Origin of the sequence: Chryseobacterium sp. T20 (assembly GCF_047345655.1) — a bacterium.
Lineage (GTDB): Bacteria > Bacteroidota > Bacteroidia > Flavobacteriales > Weeksellaceae > Chryseobacterium.
In genome coordinates this window covers 66,637-80,531 of record NZ_JBLFDU010000003.1, presented here as the reverse complement: position 1 = coordinate 80,531, position 13,895 = coordinate 66,637, and the positions used below count along the sequence as shown (strand labels likewise).

Sequence of the window (13,895 nt, the reverse complement as noted above, 5' to 3'; positions counted from 1 at the left end):
TTATAAGTATTATGGCATTAAGTAAATTAGAAAAAAGAATAAGAATCAAAAGAAGAGTAAGAGGGAAAATCTCTGGATCTTCTGAATTGCCAAGATTATCTGTATACAAAAGTAATAAGGAAATTTACGCTCAGTTAATCGACGATAAAAATGGTAAAACTTTAGCATCAGCTTCTTCAAGAGAGAAAGGTGTAGACGCTAAAGGTACTAAGACTGAAGTTTCTGCTGCTGTTGGTAAAGCTATCGCTGCTAAAGCTATCGCTGCAGGAATCGAAAGTATTGTATTTGACAGAAACGGATTCGTTTACCACGGTAGAGTGAAAGCTCTAGCTGATGGTGCAAGAGAAGGTGGACTTAAATTCTAATCATTAAATTTCGGAAAATATGTTAGGACTAGATAATATAGAAAGAGTAAAACCGGGAGGATTAGAATTAAAAGATCGTCTCGTAGCTGTTAACAGAGTAACAAAAGTAACAAAAGGAGGTAGAGCTTTCGGATTTTCTGCTATTGTTGTAGTAGGTAACGAAGAAGGTGTTATCGGTTTCGGTTTAGGAAAATCTAAAGAGGTTGCTTCTGCAATTGCTAAAGCAGTTGAAGACGCTAAGAAAAACCTTGTGAAAGTTCCTGTAATGAACCATACTATCCCTCACCAAACTACTGCTAGATACGGTGGTGCAGATATCTTCTTAAGACCTGCTTCTCACGGTACAGGACTTATCGCCGGTGGTGCGGTAAGAGCGGTATTGGAATCTGCTGGTATTCACGATATCCTTTCAAAATCTAAAGGATCTTCTAACCCTCACAACGTAGTGAAAGCTACTTTCAAAGCGTTATTAGACATCAGAAGACCTGAAGAAATCGCTAGAATGAGAGGGATTTCTCTAAGTAAAGTGTTTAACGGTTAATAATTAAAGCAATGGCAACAATTAAAGTAAAGCAAGTAAGAAGCGCTATTGGTAGAACAAAAACCCAAAAGAGAACGCTTGAAGCATTAGGATTAAAAAAACTTCACCAAGTTGTAGAACATGAAGCTACTCCTTCCATCTTAGGAATGATCGCTGCTGTAGGACACTTACTTGAAGTTCAAAAATAATTTTATAAAAGAGAAATTAAAATGAATTTAAATAACATACAACCTGCTGCAGGATCTACTTTCAACTCAAAGAGAATTGGTAGAGGTCAAGGTAGCGGAAAAGGAGGTACTTCAACAAAAGGTCACAAAGGTCAGAAAGCTAGAGCTGGTTATTCTCAAAAAATCGGTTTCGAAGGTGGACAGATGCCTTTACAAAGAAGATTACCTAAATTCGGATTCAAAAACGTAAACAGAAAAGAGTTTAGAGGAGTTAACCTTGATACTATTCAAACTTTAATCGAGAACAAATCCATCACTGGAGATATTACGAAAGAAGTTTTAGTAGCAAACGGTTTAGTTTCTAAAAACGAATTAGTGAAAATTATGGGTAGGGGAGAATTGAAATCTGCGGTTTCAATCTCTGCTGACAAATTCACTAAATCTGCTGAAGAGCTTATTGCTAAAGCAGGTGGAAAAGCAATTACCTTATAATACTTACTAATGAAAGAATTTATACAAACACTTAAAAATATTTGGAGTCTTAAAGAACTTAGAGATAAAATTCTCTTTACTTTAGGTATTATCCTTGTGTATAGATTCGCATCTTATATCTCGCTTCCTGCGATTAACCTTGCAGAGGTGGGAGATCTCTTAGAGCATTATAAAAATCAAGGCGGTAACAAGCAAGGAGCAGGTCTCCTTGGCTTGCTTTCGTCGTTTACGGGGGGAGCTTTCAGCCACGCTTCCGTAATGGCGTTAGGAATCATGCCTTATATTTCTGCTTCTATTATTGTTCAGTTGATGGGGATGGCTATTCCTTATCTTCAGAAGCTTCAGAAAGATGGAGAGTCAGGTAGAAATACATTGAACCAAATTACAAGATGGTTAACGATTGGAGTTTGTCTGGTACAGGCACCTTCTTACTTAACTTCTATTACTCAATTATTCTTACCATATGCTCAGTTCCAGTCTGCATACTATGTAGAGCCAAATTCAATTATGTTCTGGTTACCAAGTATTGTTATTTTGGTTGCCGGTTCAGTATTTGCAATGTGGCTAGGTGAAAAGATTACCGATAAGGGAATCGGAAATGGTATCTCTATCCTTATTATGGTGGGGATCCTTTCAAGATTACCTGAGGCATTCGTACAGGAGATGGCCGTGCAGAACGGAAAAGGAGGAATGGGATCTATCATGATCCTTATTGAAGTATTATTCTGGATGTTGGTTGTTCTTTTAGCAGTAATCTTATCAGTAGCTGTTAGAAAAATTCCAATTCAGTATGTAAGCAGAGCTCAAGCAAGAGGAGGTGTAAACAGAAATCTTATGCAGGGAGCAAGACAATGGATTCCATTGAAAGTAAATGCTGCTGGTGTAATGCCGATTATCTTTGCTCAGGCATTGATGTTCGTACCAGGATTATTAACAAAATTCGATGAGTCTAATACTTTTCTTGCAGGTTTCAAGAATGTTTTTAGCTGGCAGTACAACGTATTGTTTGCGCTATTAATTATTATCTTCTCATTTTTCTATACTGCGATTACAATTCCGGTAAACCAGATGGCTGATGATTTGAAGAGAAATGGAGGTTTAGTACCAAAAGTAAGACCAGGAAAAGAGACCGCTGATTATTTAGATGATATTTTATCAAAAATTACCTTGCCAGGTGCAATATTTTTGTCTATCTTTGCAATCCTTCCGGCAATTGTGCATGGAACCTTTGTTCAGACAGATGCGTTTGCCCTATTTTTTGGGGGAACGTCCCTATTAATTATGGTGGGTGTAATTTTAGATACAGTTCAACAGATTAATACATATCTGCTGAACCATCATTATGATGGCTTAATGCAGTCTAAATTATCAAGAACGACTGGATATTAATTTATGGCAAAACAAAAACATATTGAACAAGACGGCGTTATAACGGAAGCACTTTCGAACGCTCAGTTCCGTGTAGAACTAGAAAATGGGCATATTCTTATCGCTCATATTTCTGGTAAAATGAGAATGCATTATATTAAACTTTTACCTGGTGATAAGGTAAAACTAGAAATGTCTCCTTATGATTTATCAAAAGGGAGAATCACATTTAGATATTAAACAAACGCCAAATGGAATCTTCAGATCTCCATTTGGCTCTTGTTAAAAAATAAATACTATCAAAATGAAAGTAAGAGCATCAATTAAAAAAAGAAGCGCTGATTGCAAAATCGTACGCAGAAAAGGTGTACTGTTCGTAATCAACAAGAAGAACCCAAAATTTAAACAAAGACAAGGTTAATTAAATTATGGCGAGAATTGCAGGTATTGATTTACCAAAAAACAAAAGAGGAGTTATCGGTTTAACTTACATTTATGGTGTTGGAAGAAGTACTTCTTCTGAAATCCTTAAAGCTGCCGGTATCAGCGAAGACAAAAAAGTCAACGAATGGAATGACGATGAATTGGCTGCCATCAGAACTTACATCCTAGAAAACGTAAAAGTTGAAGGAGAATTAAGATCTGAAGTGCAATTGAACATCAAGAGATTGATGGACATAGGATGCCAACGAGGAATACGTCACAGACTTGGATTACCTTTAAGAGGCCAGAGAACGAAAAACAACTCTAGAACCAGAAAAGGAAAGAGAAAAACTGTTGCTAACAAGAAAAAAGCTAGTAAATAATCGTTAGGAATTATGGCAAAACAAACTAAAGTAGTTAAGAAGAGAAAAGTAAAAGTTGAAGCTATTGGAGAAGCGCATATTCAGGCTTCTTTCAATAACATCATCATTTCTTTAACAAATAAAAACGGAGAGGTTATCTCTTGGGCTTCTGCCGGTAAAATGGGTTTCAGAGGTTCTAAAAAGAATACTCCATTTGCTGCTCAGATGGCAGCTGAAAATTGCTCTGCTGTAGCTCACGAAGCTGGTTTAAGAAGAGTAAAGGTGTTTGTGAAAGGTCCAGGTGCAGGTAGAGAATCTGCTATCAGATCTATTCACAATTCAGGAATTGAAGTTAGCGAGATCGTTGATGTGACTCCAATGCCACACAACGGATGTAGACCACCAAAAAGAAGAAGAGTTTAATTTTTAGAATTTACCCATTATGGCAAGATATATTGGACCTAAAACTAAGATTGCTAGAAAGTTTGGTGCTGCAATCTACGGAGATGACAAAAACTTCGAAAAGAGAAAAAACCAACCGCCAGGACAACACGGTCCTAACAAAAGAAGAGGTGCTAAAAAATCAGAATATGCAGTTCAGTTAGCTGAAAAACAAAAAGCTAAATATACTTACGGTATTTTAGAAAGACAGTTTGCTAACTTATTTGACAAAGCACACAGAAGTAAAGGTGTAACAGGGGAAGTTCTATTACAACTTTGTGAATCAAGATTGGATAACGTAGTATTCAGATTAGGTTTTGCTAAAACAAGATCTGGAGCTAGACAATTAGTTTCTCACAGACACATCACTGTGAACGGAGAGATTCTTAATATCCCTTCTTACTTGGTAAAAGCTGGTGATGTAATCGCTGTAAGAGAAAAGTCTAAGTCTCTTGAAGTTGTTACCAATGCATTGGCTTCTAAGTCAAACTATGAGTGGTTACAATTCAACGATGAGAAGAAAGAAGGTACCTTCATTTCTGCTCCTGAAAGAATCCAGATTCCGGAGGACATTAAGGAGAACCTTATCGTCGAACTTTACTCTAAATAATTTTTTAATCAAATTTTTGCTCAACCCAATAATATGGCAATTTTACAATTCATAAAACCCGATAAAGTAATTTTACTTAACTCTGATGAATTTAAAGGTCAATTTGAATTCAGACCTTTAGAACCAGGTTTCGGGCTTACAATCGGTAATGCTTTGAGAAGAGTGTTGCTTTCTTCTCTGGAAGGATACGCTATTTCATCTATCAAAATAGAAGGTGTAGAGCACGAATTTTCAACTATTCCAGGAGTAATCGAAGACGTTACCGAAATTATTCTTAACCTTAAGCAGGTAAGATTAAAAGCTGCAGCAGAAGGCCAGGCTAACGAGCAGGTTGTTGCTAAAGTTTCAGGTCAAACGGTTATTACTGCTGGTGATTTAGGAAAGTCTATCAATGGATTTGAGGTTCTGAACCCAGATTTATTGATCTGCAACCTAAACAGTGATGTAACTTTCGAAATTACTTTCAATATTGAAAAAGGAAGAGGGTATGTTCCTTCTGAACAAAATAAGTCAAACAATGCTCCTATTGGAACTATTGCTATTGACTCTATTTTTACGCCGATCAAGAAAGTACAATACAGCATTGAAAATTATCGTGTAGAGCAAAAAACAGACTACGAAAAACTTGTATTAGATATAGAAACTGACGGGTCTATCAGCCCTCAGAATGCTTTAACTGAAGCTTCTAAGATATTAATTTATCACTTCATGTTATTCTCCGATGAGAGAATCACTCTTGAAACTGAAGCCGTAAAAGCATCTATCCAGTACGATGAAGAAACTCTTCACACAAGACAACTTCTTAAGTCTAAATTAGCAGATATGGATCTTTCTGTAAGAGCCCTTAACTGTCTAAAAGCAGCTGAAGTAGAAACTCTTGGAGAACTGGTTTCTTACAGTAAGTCTGATTTGATGAAATTCAGAAATTTTGGTAAAAAATCTTTGACAGAACTAGAAGAATTAGTGCATTCAAAAGGTCTTAACTTCGGTTTCGACGTTGCAAAATATAAGTTAGACGCTGATAAATAATTAATAATGAGACACGGTAAAAAATTCAATCACTTAGGAAGAACAGCTTCTCACAGAAGTGCTTTACTTTCTAATATGGCTTGTTCTCTAATTGAGCATAAAAGAATCAACACTACTGTAGCTAAAGCTAAAGCTTTAAGAGTATATGTTGAGCCTCTATTAACAAAAGCAAAAGAAGATACTACACACAACAGAAGAGTAGTATTCTCTTACCTTCAAAATAAATTTGCGGTTGCTGAATTATTCAGAACTGTAGCTCCTAAAATCGCTGAAAGAAACGGTGGTTATACAAGAATCATCAAGACAGGATTCAGACCAGGTGATGCTGCTGATACTGCTCTTATCGAACTAGTAGATTTCAACGAGCTTTACAACCCTAATGCTGAAGAGAAAAAAGCTACAAGAAGAAGCAGAAGATCTACGCCAGCTAAAGCAGCAGTTGTTGCTGATGCTCCTGTAGTAGAAGAAAAAGTAGAAGAAGCTAAAGCTGATACTACTGAAGAAAAAACTGAAGAATAATATTCATTCAGATATATATAAAAACCATCCGTTTTCGGATGGTTTTTTTTGTAATACTTATAAAATAAGATGTCCCTCAATATTGAAGGACATTTTTTATTTAGATCTTTGTTCTTTTCAGTTCAATAATATTATTCCCTTGCTCAAGGTGAAGACTATCTCCTTTTACCCTTGCCGTCATATCATCTTTTTTGTAAATCGTTTCATCCCCTTTGGTTTCCGATTTAGGTAATGTAAATGTTTTCTTGTTGCTGGTAATGGCTACTGTGCTTTCTTTCGGATCATTTTTAAATACTACTTTTACCAATGTTCCGTCTGTAGCTTTATAAACAAAATCAGTTTTCTCAATTTTCTTTCCGTTGATATCTACTGTCGAAGAACTTTGTGTCACCGAATCTATTTTTCCGTTATCATCTGTAACTACAGTTTCTGAACTGTCTGTTTTGATAACAACTTTGTTTCCGCTTTCACTTTTTTTACAGCTGACTACAGCTAATGCCAACACAGCACCTAAGGCTAAGATACTTTTTTTCATGATTATTTTATTTGATATTCAATATGATTTTATAATTTAATTTTACAAAAATCATGCCTTACAATATGAGAAAATTTAACGGTTATTCATGCATATTTCTTTTGTTTTTCTCTTTGAATACTAGGTTTAGCAAATAGAAAATTTTGAAATTAAAGAGAGGCAGTTCTTCTTATCAAATGAAAAAATTCCGGATGATATTGGAATATTACAGCAGGTCATCAGCAGGCATTTTACATTTCTGGAATATGGTTTAAGAAAGGTAAGAACCGGATTCAGATCTCTGAGTGGGTCAAATTCATAATACAGTAAGCTATATTTATCAGTAAATTTTTAATCATATTGTGAAATAATTGTTAATTTAAGGTGATTTATTGTCTCTTGTTTGTTTTTATTTTTAATTTATTGTGAAATATTTAGCCGTATATTGTTTTTGAAGTCAAAAATTGATTAAATTTAGTAAAAACTAAAAGACTGAATCACAACTTCAAACTCAAACATTAATATTACACAAAGGTGTAATTGATTTCAAATTGTTTTCTGTTGAAATTTGCTTCAAACAAACAAAGTCATGAGCATTTCCATAGCCATAGTAGAAGACGAAAAAAACTACAACAATGCGTTGAAGAAGGTCATCGATTATCAGAAGGATATGAAAGTGATTGCTCAGTTCTTTGATGGTAATGATGCCATAACAAATCTACCCGATATTTCTCCTGACGTTGTGATGATGGATATCCAATTACAGGATATGCTCGGAATCGAAATCATAGAAAAATTAAAAAAAGAAATGCCCAATACACAGTTTATCATGTGTACCAGCTTTGATGATGATGAAAAGATTTTTAATTCGTTAAAAGCAGGGGCTATGGGATATCTTGTAAAAGGAGAAAGCATGGATAAAATTCTTTCTTCCATCCGCGATGTATACAACGGTGGTGCACCTATGAGTTTTTCTATTGCGAGAAGGGTATTGAAACATTTCGAGAAAAAACTTCCGGAAATAAAAGGCTTTGATGAACTTACAGAACGCGAAAAGGAAATCCTTGAACTTCTTTCGCAAGGGCTTCTCTACAAAGAGATTGCAGATCAGAAATTCATCAGCATTGATACAGTGAAAAAACACGTTGGAAATATCTACAGAAAACTCCACGTAAACAATAAAGTGGAGGCAATCAATAAATTTAATCAATCAAAAAACTAAAAACTATGGAAAAAGAACTGTACGATTTTAAATGTGCCCTGGAAGCAACCATCGTTGCTAAGCAAAAAGCAGGGACAATTAAAGATTTTTATGACATGGCTGAGTTTACTGAGCAAGAACAATTGATAAAGGATTATATTGTAAAAAATGGTGTGAAATTTTTTGTGACCCATCCTATAGGGGATCATGAGTTTCAAACAAACAATGGAGTATTTCGGCAACGGGTTCCTAATCTTACACAGGAGTTGTTTATTGACTTCAAGTTATTTGAAACTCTTGTTAGAAGTCATTTGAATGATGGCTATACAATAATGAAGATTTCTTTTAGGCAAATTACAGATAGCACGATTAGTGAATCTTCTAAAATGATGTCCGAAAAAAATCAACTTTTCTTGAAAAGTAAAAAGGAATATTTATATATAACTCTTTCTTTCCATGTTGAACCAGAGACAGAGGCTAAACCTGCCAAACATTACTTTGTCTTTAATCTAGATACCTATTATGAGGTCAATCCTAATGATCTTGAAGACATTGTTGGAACGAGTTTAGGCAGAGTTCTTACGAGTGCATCAAGCGATGCTTATGTAGCCAACTGTATACGTTATGATTTGATTCTCGTAAAACAATACATCGATAGAATACACATGTATTTGGAGGGCTGTCTTAGAAAAAATGTTGTTAGGCTTGATTTTATACCATGTATTGGCAAAAAAGTAAGATTTATGGATGGAAGCTTAAAAGAGTCAATATATCTTGCAACGATGCCGTCTGACAATAATAAACAATTGCTCAGTGCAGATTTTCCATATTATGATCAGGGAAGTTTAGAGCCATAAAATGCTTATCACAGCCTACTATATCATTTCTTTTATGGTATTGATAAAAGGAATCATAGTTTTGAGAGGAAGAAAATTGTCCTCTCAAGACTATTTTTTGTTGTATTTAATCGTCAATTTTGCTGTAGATATTTTTTCAGAAATTAATCTTATTTCGACGAAATCAATTCAGTATAATTATCTGAATCTTTTCAATAGTTTTTATTTTATCATCTTTTATTTCCGGTATACTAAAAGCAAGAAGATAGCGGTTGCTCTAGCTATAATAGTTTTAATAGCAATGCTATTGGATGTTGAGCTTTTTTATGTTGATAAGTATAATTTGAATATGGCGATCACATATTGTGTCATGAATATCCTTCAGGTATTGTACTGGTGCAGTTATAAATTAAACAATATCAGCAAATCGAAAATTACAGAAGATCCTGTTTTTTGGATTTCAACCTCGATACTTTTATGGAGCTGCTTTTTTCTTTTCAGAATTATTCCCATGTATTTACTGGATGAAATTGACAAACCGTTTCTAAAATTGTTGAAACAAATATTAAATATAATCAATATTGTATGCTCTGGCTTATTCTTTATTGCTTTACACAAATATAAATTGATGGATAAAAAATGAAGTCTTTACCTTCAGAAATAAAACTTATTTTTTTAATAGCATTACTCCTGGTTGTGCTTTTAGTTGCTTTTACCATTTTCATTGTATTAATGTACAACAGAAAACAGCTCCTTTACCTTAAAGAACAACAACTCAAAGAATCCGAACATCAAAACCAGCTTCTTCAGAAAGAACTCGAAAAACAAAAAGTGCTGGAACAGGAACGGGAGCGTATCTCTCACGATATGCATGATGACCTGGGAGCGGGAATATCTGCTCTGAAACTTCAGGCAGAATTTCTAAAACAGAAGGCTGAGAATGATGATCTGCAAAGTGATATTGATGAACTTCTGAAAACCTCCGAAGAAATGAACATCTCCATGAGGGAAATGCTCTGGAGTCTGAATTCAGGAAATGATACCTTAGGAAGCTTTATCGATTATGCCATCCTTTATACTGGAAACTTTTTGAAAAAAACAAAAATAATGGTGTATTCAGAATGTGAAGATATCATAGCAGAAACAGCGATCTCTACAGAAATGAGGCGCAATCTTTTTCTCTGCTTAAAAGAGGCTGTCAATAATGTGTATAAACACAGTCAGGCAAATACTGTGAAACTCTCATTCTCGCAGGAAGACAATAACTTTTCAATGAAAATTACTGATAACGGAACCGGAATTTCTGATGGGCAGAAAGAAGGTAACGGCCTTAGAAATATGAAACGAAGAATGAATGAGTTGTCCGGTGAATGTATCATCATACCCGAAAATCCAGGAACCTGTCTGGTGTTTAAAATAGCATTATAAATAAATTACCCTTTTGTGTAATTGACTGGTCCGTTTTTTAGAGGGAAATTTGATATATAAAATTAAAAGCCATGAAAACTCTTATTAACGACAGTATTGGAGATTTGGAAGCTGCTTTAAAAAACAACACTGATCTTCAGGAGAAGTTCAAAACCAATCCGATAGAAGCTATTAAAAATGTAGAAATAAAGAACCCGAAAGAAACAGACTATTGGATCTACAGAATCATTGTACTTATGCTCGGGTTGGCAGTCATTACCATTATAGCAGGACTTATTCTCATTGCTTACTGGAATGATGGTGCTGCTAAAGATAATCAGCTGGTCACTATTTTTGCCACCATTTCTTCAGGTGCAATAGGTGCCTTAGCCGGACTTTTATCGCCTACACCGAGAAAATAATAAAAAACTTAAAAGAACAAATGTCATGAAAGCTATAAAATCATCAAAAACCTTAAAATTTGACCTTACAGATAGCCAGGATGTATTTTTAGAAATCACTGTATCATCTACAGCAGCTTGTAGTACTCTTGTCACTATTCCCGGGATAAAAGAATTTGAATATGAAAGAAGAGAGAAAATAGGATCGTTTAAAGATCTTAAGGGAAAAAAGATTGAAATTAATCATGAGTTTTCTTTTGAAGGTATTCCAAAGAAAAATTTAGATAATGCTATTCAACAAACGCAGATTACTTACTCTGTACTTAATGTAATTGGCCCTTTACAGCCTTTTAAAAAAAGAACAAGCAAAGATTTGGATAGCGAGGAGAGGATTAGTTCTGTAAAATTTATAACCATTGAACATATTACCTTATGAAAAATTATATTTTAATCCTTATTTTCTTTCCTTTAGTCTTTTATGCACAGCAAAAAAAAGATATTAATATTGAGTTGAAAGAATTAGAAATTACAACAGCGCCTTCCGTTATACTTTTAGGAGTTTCTCCATCAGAGCTTGAAATTGTTAAATCAAAAAAAGCAATTGTCTTAAGCTTAGTAAATTCATTTAAAAAAAGTGAGGGAATTCCAGACAGTTATGCTTTTGAAGTGACACCATTCTGGCTATTACCATCAAGTAATATGAACTCTTCAAAATATGCTGGATATAGCACAGAGAAAGTGAATGAAAGTGAAGTGAAACATAAATGGAATATTTTCAGCGAAGTCAAAAAAGCTTCACTTTCATTAGGGTTCGTGAGAGATCTATCATTAGGAACGGGGGATGAAATGAAAAATCCTTCATTTGCATTCAGTGTCAGAAGTACGTTAATTAGAGTTCGGACAAATAAAAATAAAGATTCCATACTTGCCCATGATGCAAGACTGAAAAGAGTTTTAAGTAATATTAACAAGGATTGGGTACATTCAAACGAACATACACTATTAAGTGATTCGTGTGATAAAGCGGGGGTTAAGGATGATGTGCGAGGTGAAATCTTTGAAAAAGGAAAAGCACGCTTCAAAAAGAAATTTGCTGAAAAGTATAAAAGCTCCAAAGAAGCCGACTATTATAGAAATCTTTTGGAAGCTCCACCACTCATTTCTGCAGATTTTGCAGGAGGTTACAGTACTTTTTTCTCTGATAATAAGTTTTCAAATAATCACTTTGGAAAATTAGGATTTTGGTTAACATTAAATACAGGGTTTGATTTTGCAAAAAGTGATGAACCTAATGTAGAAAAAAGGCTTAACTTCTATGGAATAGTAAGATATCTGGATGATGGTACAAACTTAGATGCTAATCAACAGTTTTTAAGAACAAAAAACTATGACATAGGAGGGAAAGCTGAGTTTACCTATAAAAGATTCTCTATTTCTTATGAATATATCTATAGAATTAATGATATTGATAAAACATTTCGTTCCAGTGGCTTGATTGCCTATAAGGTTTCTGATAAAGTATATATTAATGCAGCCTTTGGGAAGAATTATGGAGAGAAAGATAACCTTATTTCATTTTTAGGTCTTAATTGGGGATTAGATTCTGAAAAAAAGAGCATTTTTGTAGAAACTCCTAATGAGAAAAAGATTCAATAACTACATCATAACTTAGAATAAAAACCTTTTTGAGTATTCTCGTCAAAAAGGTTTTTTTATTTCTTTTAAAGTTAGAATTATCATAATATAAATTAACTAAAATTTAACTCGGATTTATCTCAAAAAAATCCCGTGAAATACCCCTGAAAGTTAAATTTTGATTAAATTTGTCTAAACTAAAAAAAATAAAAAATGAGTGCAATTTCTTACATAGAAGCAAGACAGATTTTAGATTCCAGAGGAAATCCTACCATTGAAGTAGATGTATTTACAGAAAGTGGGGCTATGGGCCGTGCAGCTGTACCTTCAGGAGCATCTACAGGAGAACACGAAGCGGTAGAATTACGTGATGGTGGTTCAGAATATCAGGGGAAAGGAGTTCTGAAAGCTGTTGAAAATGTAAAAGAAGTAATTGCAGAGAATTTAGTTGGACAGCCGGTTTTTGAACAAAACTATATCGATCAGATTATGATTGATCTTGACGGAACGCCTAACAAAGGTAATCTTGGTGCTAATGCTATTCTTGGTGTTTCTCTAGCGGTAGCCAGAGCTGCTGCTGCTGAATTGGGAATGCCTCTTTATAAATATATTGGTGGGGTGAACGCCAATACACTTCCGGTTCCAATGATGAATGTAATCAACGGTGGATCTCACTCAGATGCTCCTATCGCATTCCAGGAATTTATGATCATGCCGGTAAAAGCTGATTCTTTCTCTCACGCTTTGAGAAAAGGAACTGAAATTTTCCACAACCTAAAATCGATCCTTAAAGGAAGAGGTCTTTCTACAGCAGTAGGAGACGAAGGAGGTTTTGCTCCTACTTTCAACGGAACAGAAGATGCTTTGGATACATTACTTCAGGCGATCGAAAAAGCAGGATACAAGCCAGGTGACGATATCATGTTGGCATTAGACTGTGCTGCTTCAGAATTCTACAAAGACGGAACTTACGATTACAGAAAATTCGAAGGAGACAAAGGTGCTCACAGATCAAGAGAAGAGCAGGTTTCTTACCTTGCAGAATTGGCTGCTAAATATCCGATCATTTCTATCGAAGACGGTATGCAGGAAGATGACTGGGAAGGATGGAAAATGCTTACAGATAAAATTGGTGACAGAGTACAGTTGGTAGGTGACGATTTATTCGTAACAAACGTAGACAGATTATCAAGAGGAGTAAAAGAAGGTATTGCTAACTCAATCCTTGTAAAAGTAAACCAGATTGGTTCTCTTTCTGAAACAATGGCTGCTGTACAAATGGCTCAGAATAACAAATTCACTTCAGTAATGTCTCACAGATCAGGAGAAACTGAAGATTCTACAATTGCTGATTTAGCCGTAGCAATGAACTGTGGACAGATCAAAACAGGTTCAGCGTCAAGATCAGACAGAATGGCAAAATACAACCAGTTATTGAGAATTGAAGAAGCTTTAGGCGAAACTGCAATTTTCCCAGGATTGGAAGCTTTTAAAATCAAAAGATAATTAATCGAATTTATAAATAACGGCAAGCGAAATTTTTAGTTTGCCGTATTTTATGGAAAGTGGTATATTTAAAAAAAA

At 34.7% G+C, this 13,895-nt stretch carries 20 protein-coding genes; 19 read left to right on the top strand and 1 reads right to left on the bottom strand.

What is annotated here, in order from left to right; genetic code table 11:
• Positions 1-11: 11 nt before the first annotated feature.
• The 12 genes from rplR to rplQ all read left to right on the top strand — a co-directional run bounded on the left by rplR (position 12) and on the right by rplQ (position 6,317).
• A complete protein-coding gene (gene rplR, locus ACMA47_RS08900; RefSeq protein ID WP_034694689.1) occupies positions 12-365 on the top strand; it encodes a 50S ribosomal protein L18 in 354 nt (117 codons plus the stop codon).
• A 19-nt stretch (positions 366-384) separates the two neighbouring features.
• Positions 385-906 (top strand): 30S ribosomal protein S5, encoded by a 522-nt coding sequence (gene rpsE / locus ACMA47_RS08895; protein WP_002983245.1) that lies wholly within the window; start codon positions 385-387, stop codon positions 904-906.
• An 11-nt stretch (positions 907-917) separates the two neighbouring features.
• Positions 918-1,094, top strand: coding sequence for a 50S ribosomal protein L30 (gene rpmD, locus ACMA47_RS08890; protein ID WP_027371710.1), 177 nt, complete (start codon positions 918-920; stop codon positions 1,092-1,094).
• 21 nt (positions 1,095-1,115) lie between these two features.
• Positions 1,116-1,565: a 50S ribosomal protein L15 gene (rplO, locus tag ACMA47_RS08885; RefSeq protein ID WP_291904486.1), complete on the top strand. Its 450-nt coding sequence runs from the start codon at positions 1,116-1,118 to the stop codon at positions 1,563-1,565.
• A gap of 9 nt (positions 1,566-1,574) precedes the next feature.
• Positions 1,575-2,954, top strand: a complete 1,380-nt coding sequence (secY, locus tag ACMA47_RS08880; RefSeq protein WP_062673613.1) for a preprotein translocase subunit SecY — start codon at positions 1,575-1,577, stop codon at positions 2,952-2,954.
• 3 nt (positions 2,955-2,957) lie between these two features.
• A complete protein-coding gene (gene infA, locus ACMA47_RS08875; protein ID WP_027381317.1) occupies positions 2,958-3,173 on the top strand; it encodes a translation initiation factor IF-1 in 216 nt (71 codons plus the stop codon).
• Between the two features lie 64 nt (positions 3,174-3,237).
• Positions 3,238-3,354, top strand: a complete 117-nt coding sequence (rpmJ, locus tag ACMA47_RS08870; protein ID WP_007839480.1) for a 50S ribosomal protein L36 — start codon at positions 3,238-3,240, stop codon at positions 3,352-3,354.
• Positions 3,355-3,361: 7 nt separating this feature from the next.
• Positions 3,362-3,739: a 30S ribosomal protein S13 gene (gene rpsM / locus ACMA47_RS08865; RefSeq protein WP_034694696.1), complete on the top strand. Its 378-nt coding sequence runs from the start codon at positions 3,362-3,364 to the stop codon at positions 3,737-3,739.
• A 12-nt stretch (positions 3,740-3,751) separates the two neighbouring features.
• The gene (gene rpsK, locus ACMA47_RS08860) at positions 3,752-4,141 is read left to right on the top strand and encodes a 30S ribosomal protein S11 (protein ID WP_034694697.1); all 390 of its coding nucleotides are present in this window, start codon (positions 3,752-3,754) and stop codon (positions 4,139-4,141) included.
• Between the two features lie 19 nt (positions 4,142-4,160).
• On the top strand, positions 4,161-4,769 hold the full coding sequence (gene rpsD, locus ACMA47_RS08855) for a 30S ribosomal protein S4 (protein WP_062673615.1): 609 nt from the start codon (positions 4,161-4,163) through the stop codon (positions 4,767-4,769).
• Between the two features lie 33 nt (positions 4,770-4,802).
• On the top strand, positions 4,803-5,798 hold the full coding sequence (locus ACMA47_RS08850) for a DNA-directed RNA polymerase subunit alpha (RefSeq protein WP_034694699.1): 996 nt from the start codon (positions 4,803-4,805) through the stop codon (positions 5,796-5,798).
• A 6-nt stretch (positions 5,799-5,804) separates the two neighbouring features.
• Positions 5,805-6,317: a 50S ribosomal protein L17 gene (rplQ, locus tag ACMA47_RS08845; RefSeq protein WP_034694700.1), complete on the top strand. Its 513-nt coding sequence runs from the start codon at positions 5,805-5,807 to the stop codon at positions 6,315-6,317.
• A 100-nt stretch (positions 6,318-6,417) separates the two neighbouring features.
• On the opposite strand, the gene ACMA47_RS08840 is transcribed toward rplQ, so the two are convergent.
• Positions 6,418-6,852: a hypothetical protein gene (locus tag ACMA47_RS08840; protein ID WP_413929515.1), complete on the bottom strand. Its 435-nt coding sequence runs from the start codon at positions 6,850-6,852 to the stop codon at positions 6,418-6,420.
• Positions 6,853-7,420: 568 nt separating this feature from the next.
• On the opposite strand from ACMA47_RS08840, the gene ACMA47_RS08835 reads away from it, so the two are divergent.
• The 7 genes from ACMA47_RS08835 (at position 7,421) to eno (ending at position 13,817) form a co-directional block, all read left to right on the top strand.
• Positions 7,421-8,053, top strand: a complete 633-nt coding sequence (locus ACMA47_RS08835) for a response regulator (protein ID WP_413929514.1) — start codon at positions 7,421-7,423, stop codon at positions 8,051-8,053.
• 5 nt (positions 8,054-8,058) lie between these two features.
• Positions 8,059-8,889, top strand: coding sequence for a hypothetical protein (locus ACMA47_RS08830; RefSeq protein WP_413929513.1), 831 nt, complete (start codon positions 8,059-8,061; stop codon positions 8,887-8,889).
• A gap of 618 nt (positions 8,890-9,507) precedes the next feature.
• Positions 9,508-10,296, top strand: coding sequence for a sensor histidine kinase (locus tag ACMA47_RS08825; RefSeq protein ID WP_413929512.1), 789 nt, complete (start codon positions 9,508-9,510; stop codon positions 10,294-10,296).
• 71 nt (positions 10,297-10,367) lie between these two features.
• Positions 10,368-10,697, top strand: coding sequence for a hypothetical protein (locus ACMA47_RS08820; protein WP_413929511.1), 330 nt, complete (start codon positions 10,368-10,370; stop codon positions 10,695-10,697).
• A gap of 25 nt (positions 10,698-10,722) precedes the next feature.
• Positions 10,723-11,112: a hypothetical protein gene (locus ACMA47_RS08815; RefSeq protein ID WP_413929510.1), complete on the top strand. Its 390-nt coding sequence runs from the start codon at positions 10,723-10,725 to the stop codon at positions 11,110-11,112.
• A complete protein-coding gene (locus tag ACMA47_RS08810) occupies positions 11,109-12,332 on the top strand; it encodes a hypothetical protein (protein WP_413929509.1) in 1,224 nt (407 codons plus the stop codon). Before ACMA47_RS08815 ends, ACMA47_RS08810 begins: the two co-directional genes overlap by 4 nt.
• Before the next feature lie 192 nt (positions 12,333-12,524).
• Positions 12,525-13,817, top strand: coding sequence for a phosphopyruvate hydratase (gene eno, locus ACMA47_RS08805; RefSeq protein ID WP_413929508.1), 1,293 nt, complete (start codon positions 12,525-12,527; stop codon positions 13,815-13,817).
• Positions 13,818-13,895 lie beyond the last annotated feature (78 nt).

What these genes read in the sequence shown, in the direction of transcription:
- rplR (WP_034694689.1), top strand. Translation starts at nt 12, where the DNA reads ATGGCATTAAGTAAATTAGAAAAAAGAATAAGAATCAAAAGAAGAGTA.
- rpsE (WP_002983245.1), top strand. Translation starts at nt 385, where the DNA reads ATGTTAGGACTAGATAATATAGAAAGAGTAAAACCGGGAGGATTAGAA.
- rpmD (WP_027371710.1), top strand. Translation starts at nt 918, where the DNA reads ATGGCAACAATTAAAGTAAAGCAAGTAAGAAGCGCTATTGGTAGAACA.
- rplO (WP_291904486.1), top strand. Translation starts at nt 1,116, where the DNA reads ATGAATTTAAATAACATACAACCTGCTGCAGGATCTACTTTCAACTCA.
- secY (WP_062673613.1), top strand. Translation starts at nt 1,575, where the DNA reads ATGAAAGAATTTATACAAACACTTAAAAATATTTGGAGTCTTAAAGAA.
- infA (WP_027381317.1), top strand. Translation starts at nt 2,958, where the DNA reads ATGGCAAAACAAAAACATATTGAACAAGACGGCGTTATAACGGAAGCA.
- rpmJ (WP_007839480.1), top strand. Translation starts at nt 3,238, where the DNA reads ATGAAAGTAAGAGCATCAATTAAAAAAAGAAGCGCTGATTGCAAAATC.
- rpsM (WP_034694696.1), top strand. Translation starts at nt 3,362, where the DNA reads ATGGCGAGAATTGCAGGTATTGATTTACCAAAAAACAAAAGAGGAGTT.
- rpsK (WP_034694697.1), top strand. Translation starts at nt 3,752, where the DNA reads ATGGCAAAACAAACTAAAGTAGTTAAGAAGAGAAAAGTAAAAGTTGAA.
- rpsD (WP_062673615.1), top strand. Translation starts at nt 4,161, where the DNA reads ATGGCAAGATATATTGGACCTAAAACTAAGATTGCTAGAAAGTTTGGT.
- ACMA47_RS08850 (WP_034694699.1), top strand. Translation starts at nt 4,803, where the DNA reads ATGGCAATTTTACAATTCATAAAACCCGATAAAGTAATTTTACTTAAC.
- rplQ (WP_034694700.1), top strand. Translation starts at nt 5,805, where the DNA reads ATGAGACACGGTAAAAAATTCAATCACTTAGGAAGAACAGCTTCTCAC.
- ACMA47_RS08840 (WP_413929515.1), bottom strand. Translation starts at nt 6,852, where the DNA reads ATGAAAAAAAGTATCTTAGCCTTAGGTGCTGTGTTGGCATTAGCTGTA.
- ACMA47_RS08835 (WP_413929514.1), top strand. Translation starts at nt 7,421, where the DNA reads ATGAGCATTTCCATAGCCATAGTAGAAGACGAAAAAAACTACAACAAT.
- ACMA47_RS08830 (WP_413929513.1), top strand. Translation starts at nt 8,059, where the DNA reads ATGGAAAAAGAACTGTACGATTTTAAATGTGCCCTGGAAGCAACCATC.
- ACMA47_RS08825 (WP_413929512.1), top strand. Translation starts at nt 9,508, where the DNA reads ATGAAGTCTTTACCTTCAGAAATAAAACTTATTTTTTTAATAGCATTA.
- ACMA47_RS08820 (WP_413929511.1), top strand. Translation starts at nt 10,368, where the DNA reads ATGAAAACTCTTATTAACGACAGTATTGGAGATTTGGAAGCTGCTTTA.
- ACMA47_RS08815 (WP_413929510.1), top strand. Translation starts at nt 10,723, where the DNA reads ATGAAAGCTATAAAATCATCAAAAACCTTAAAATTTGACCTTACAGAT.
- ACMA47_RS08810 (WP_413929509.1), top strand. Translation starts at nt 11,109, where the DNA reads ATGAAAAATTATATTTTAATCCTTATTTTCTTTCCTTTAGTCTTTTAT.
- eno (WP_413929508.1), top strand. Translation starts at nt 12,525, where the DNA reads ATGAGTGCAATTTCTTACATAGAAGCAAGACAGATTTTAGATTCCAGA.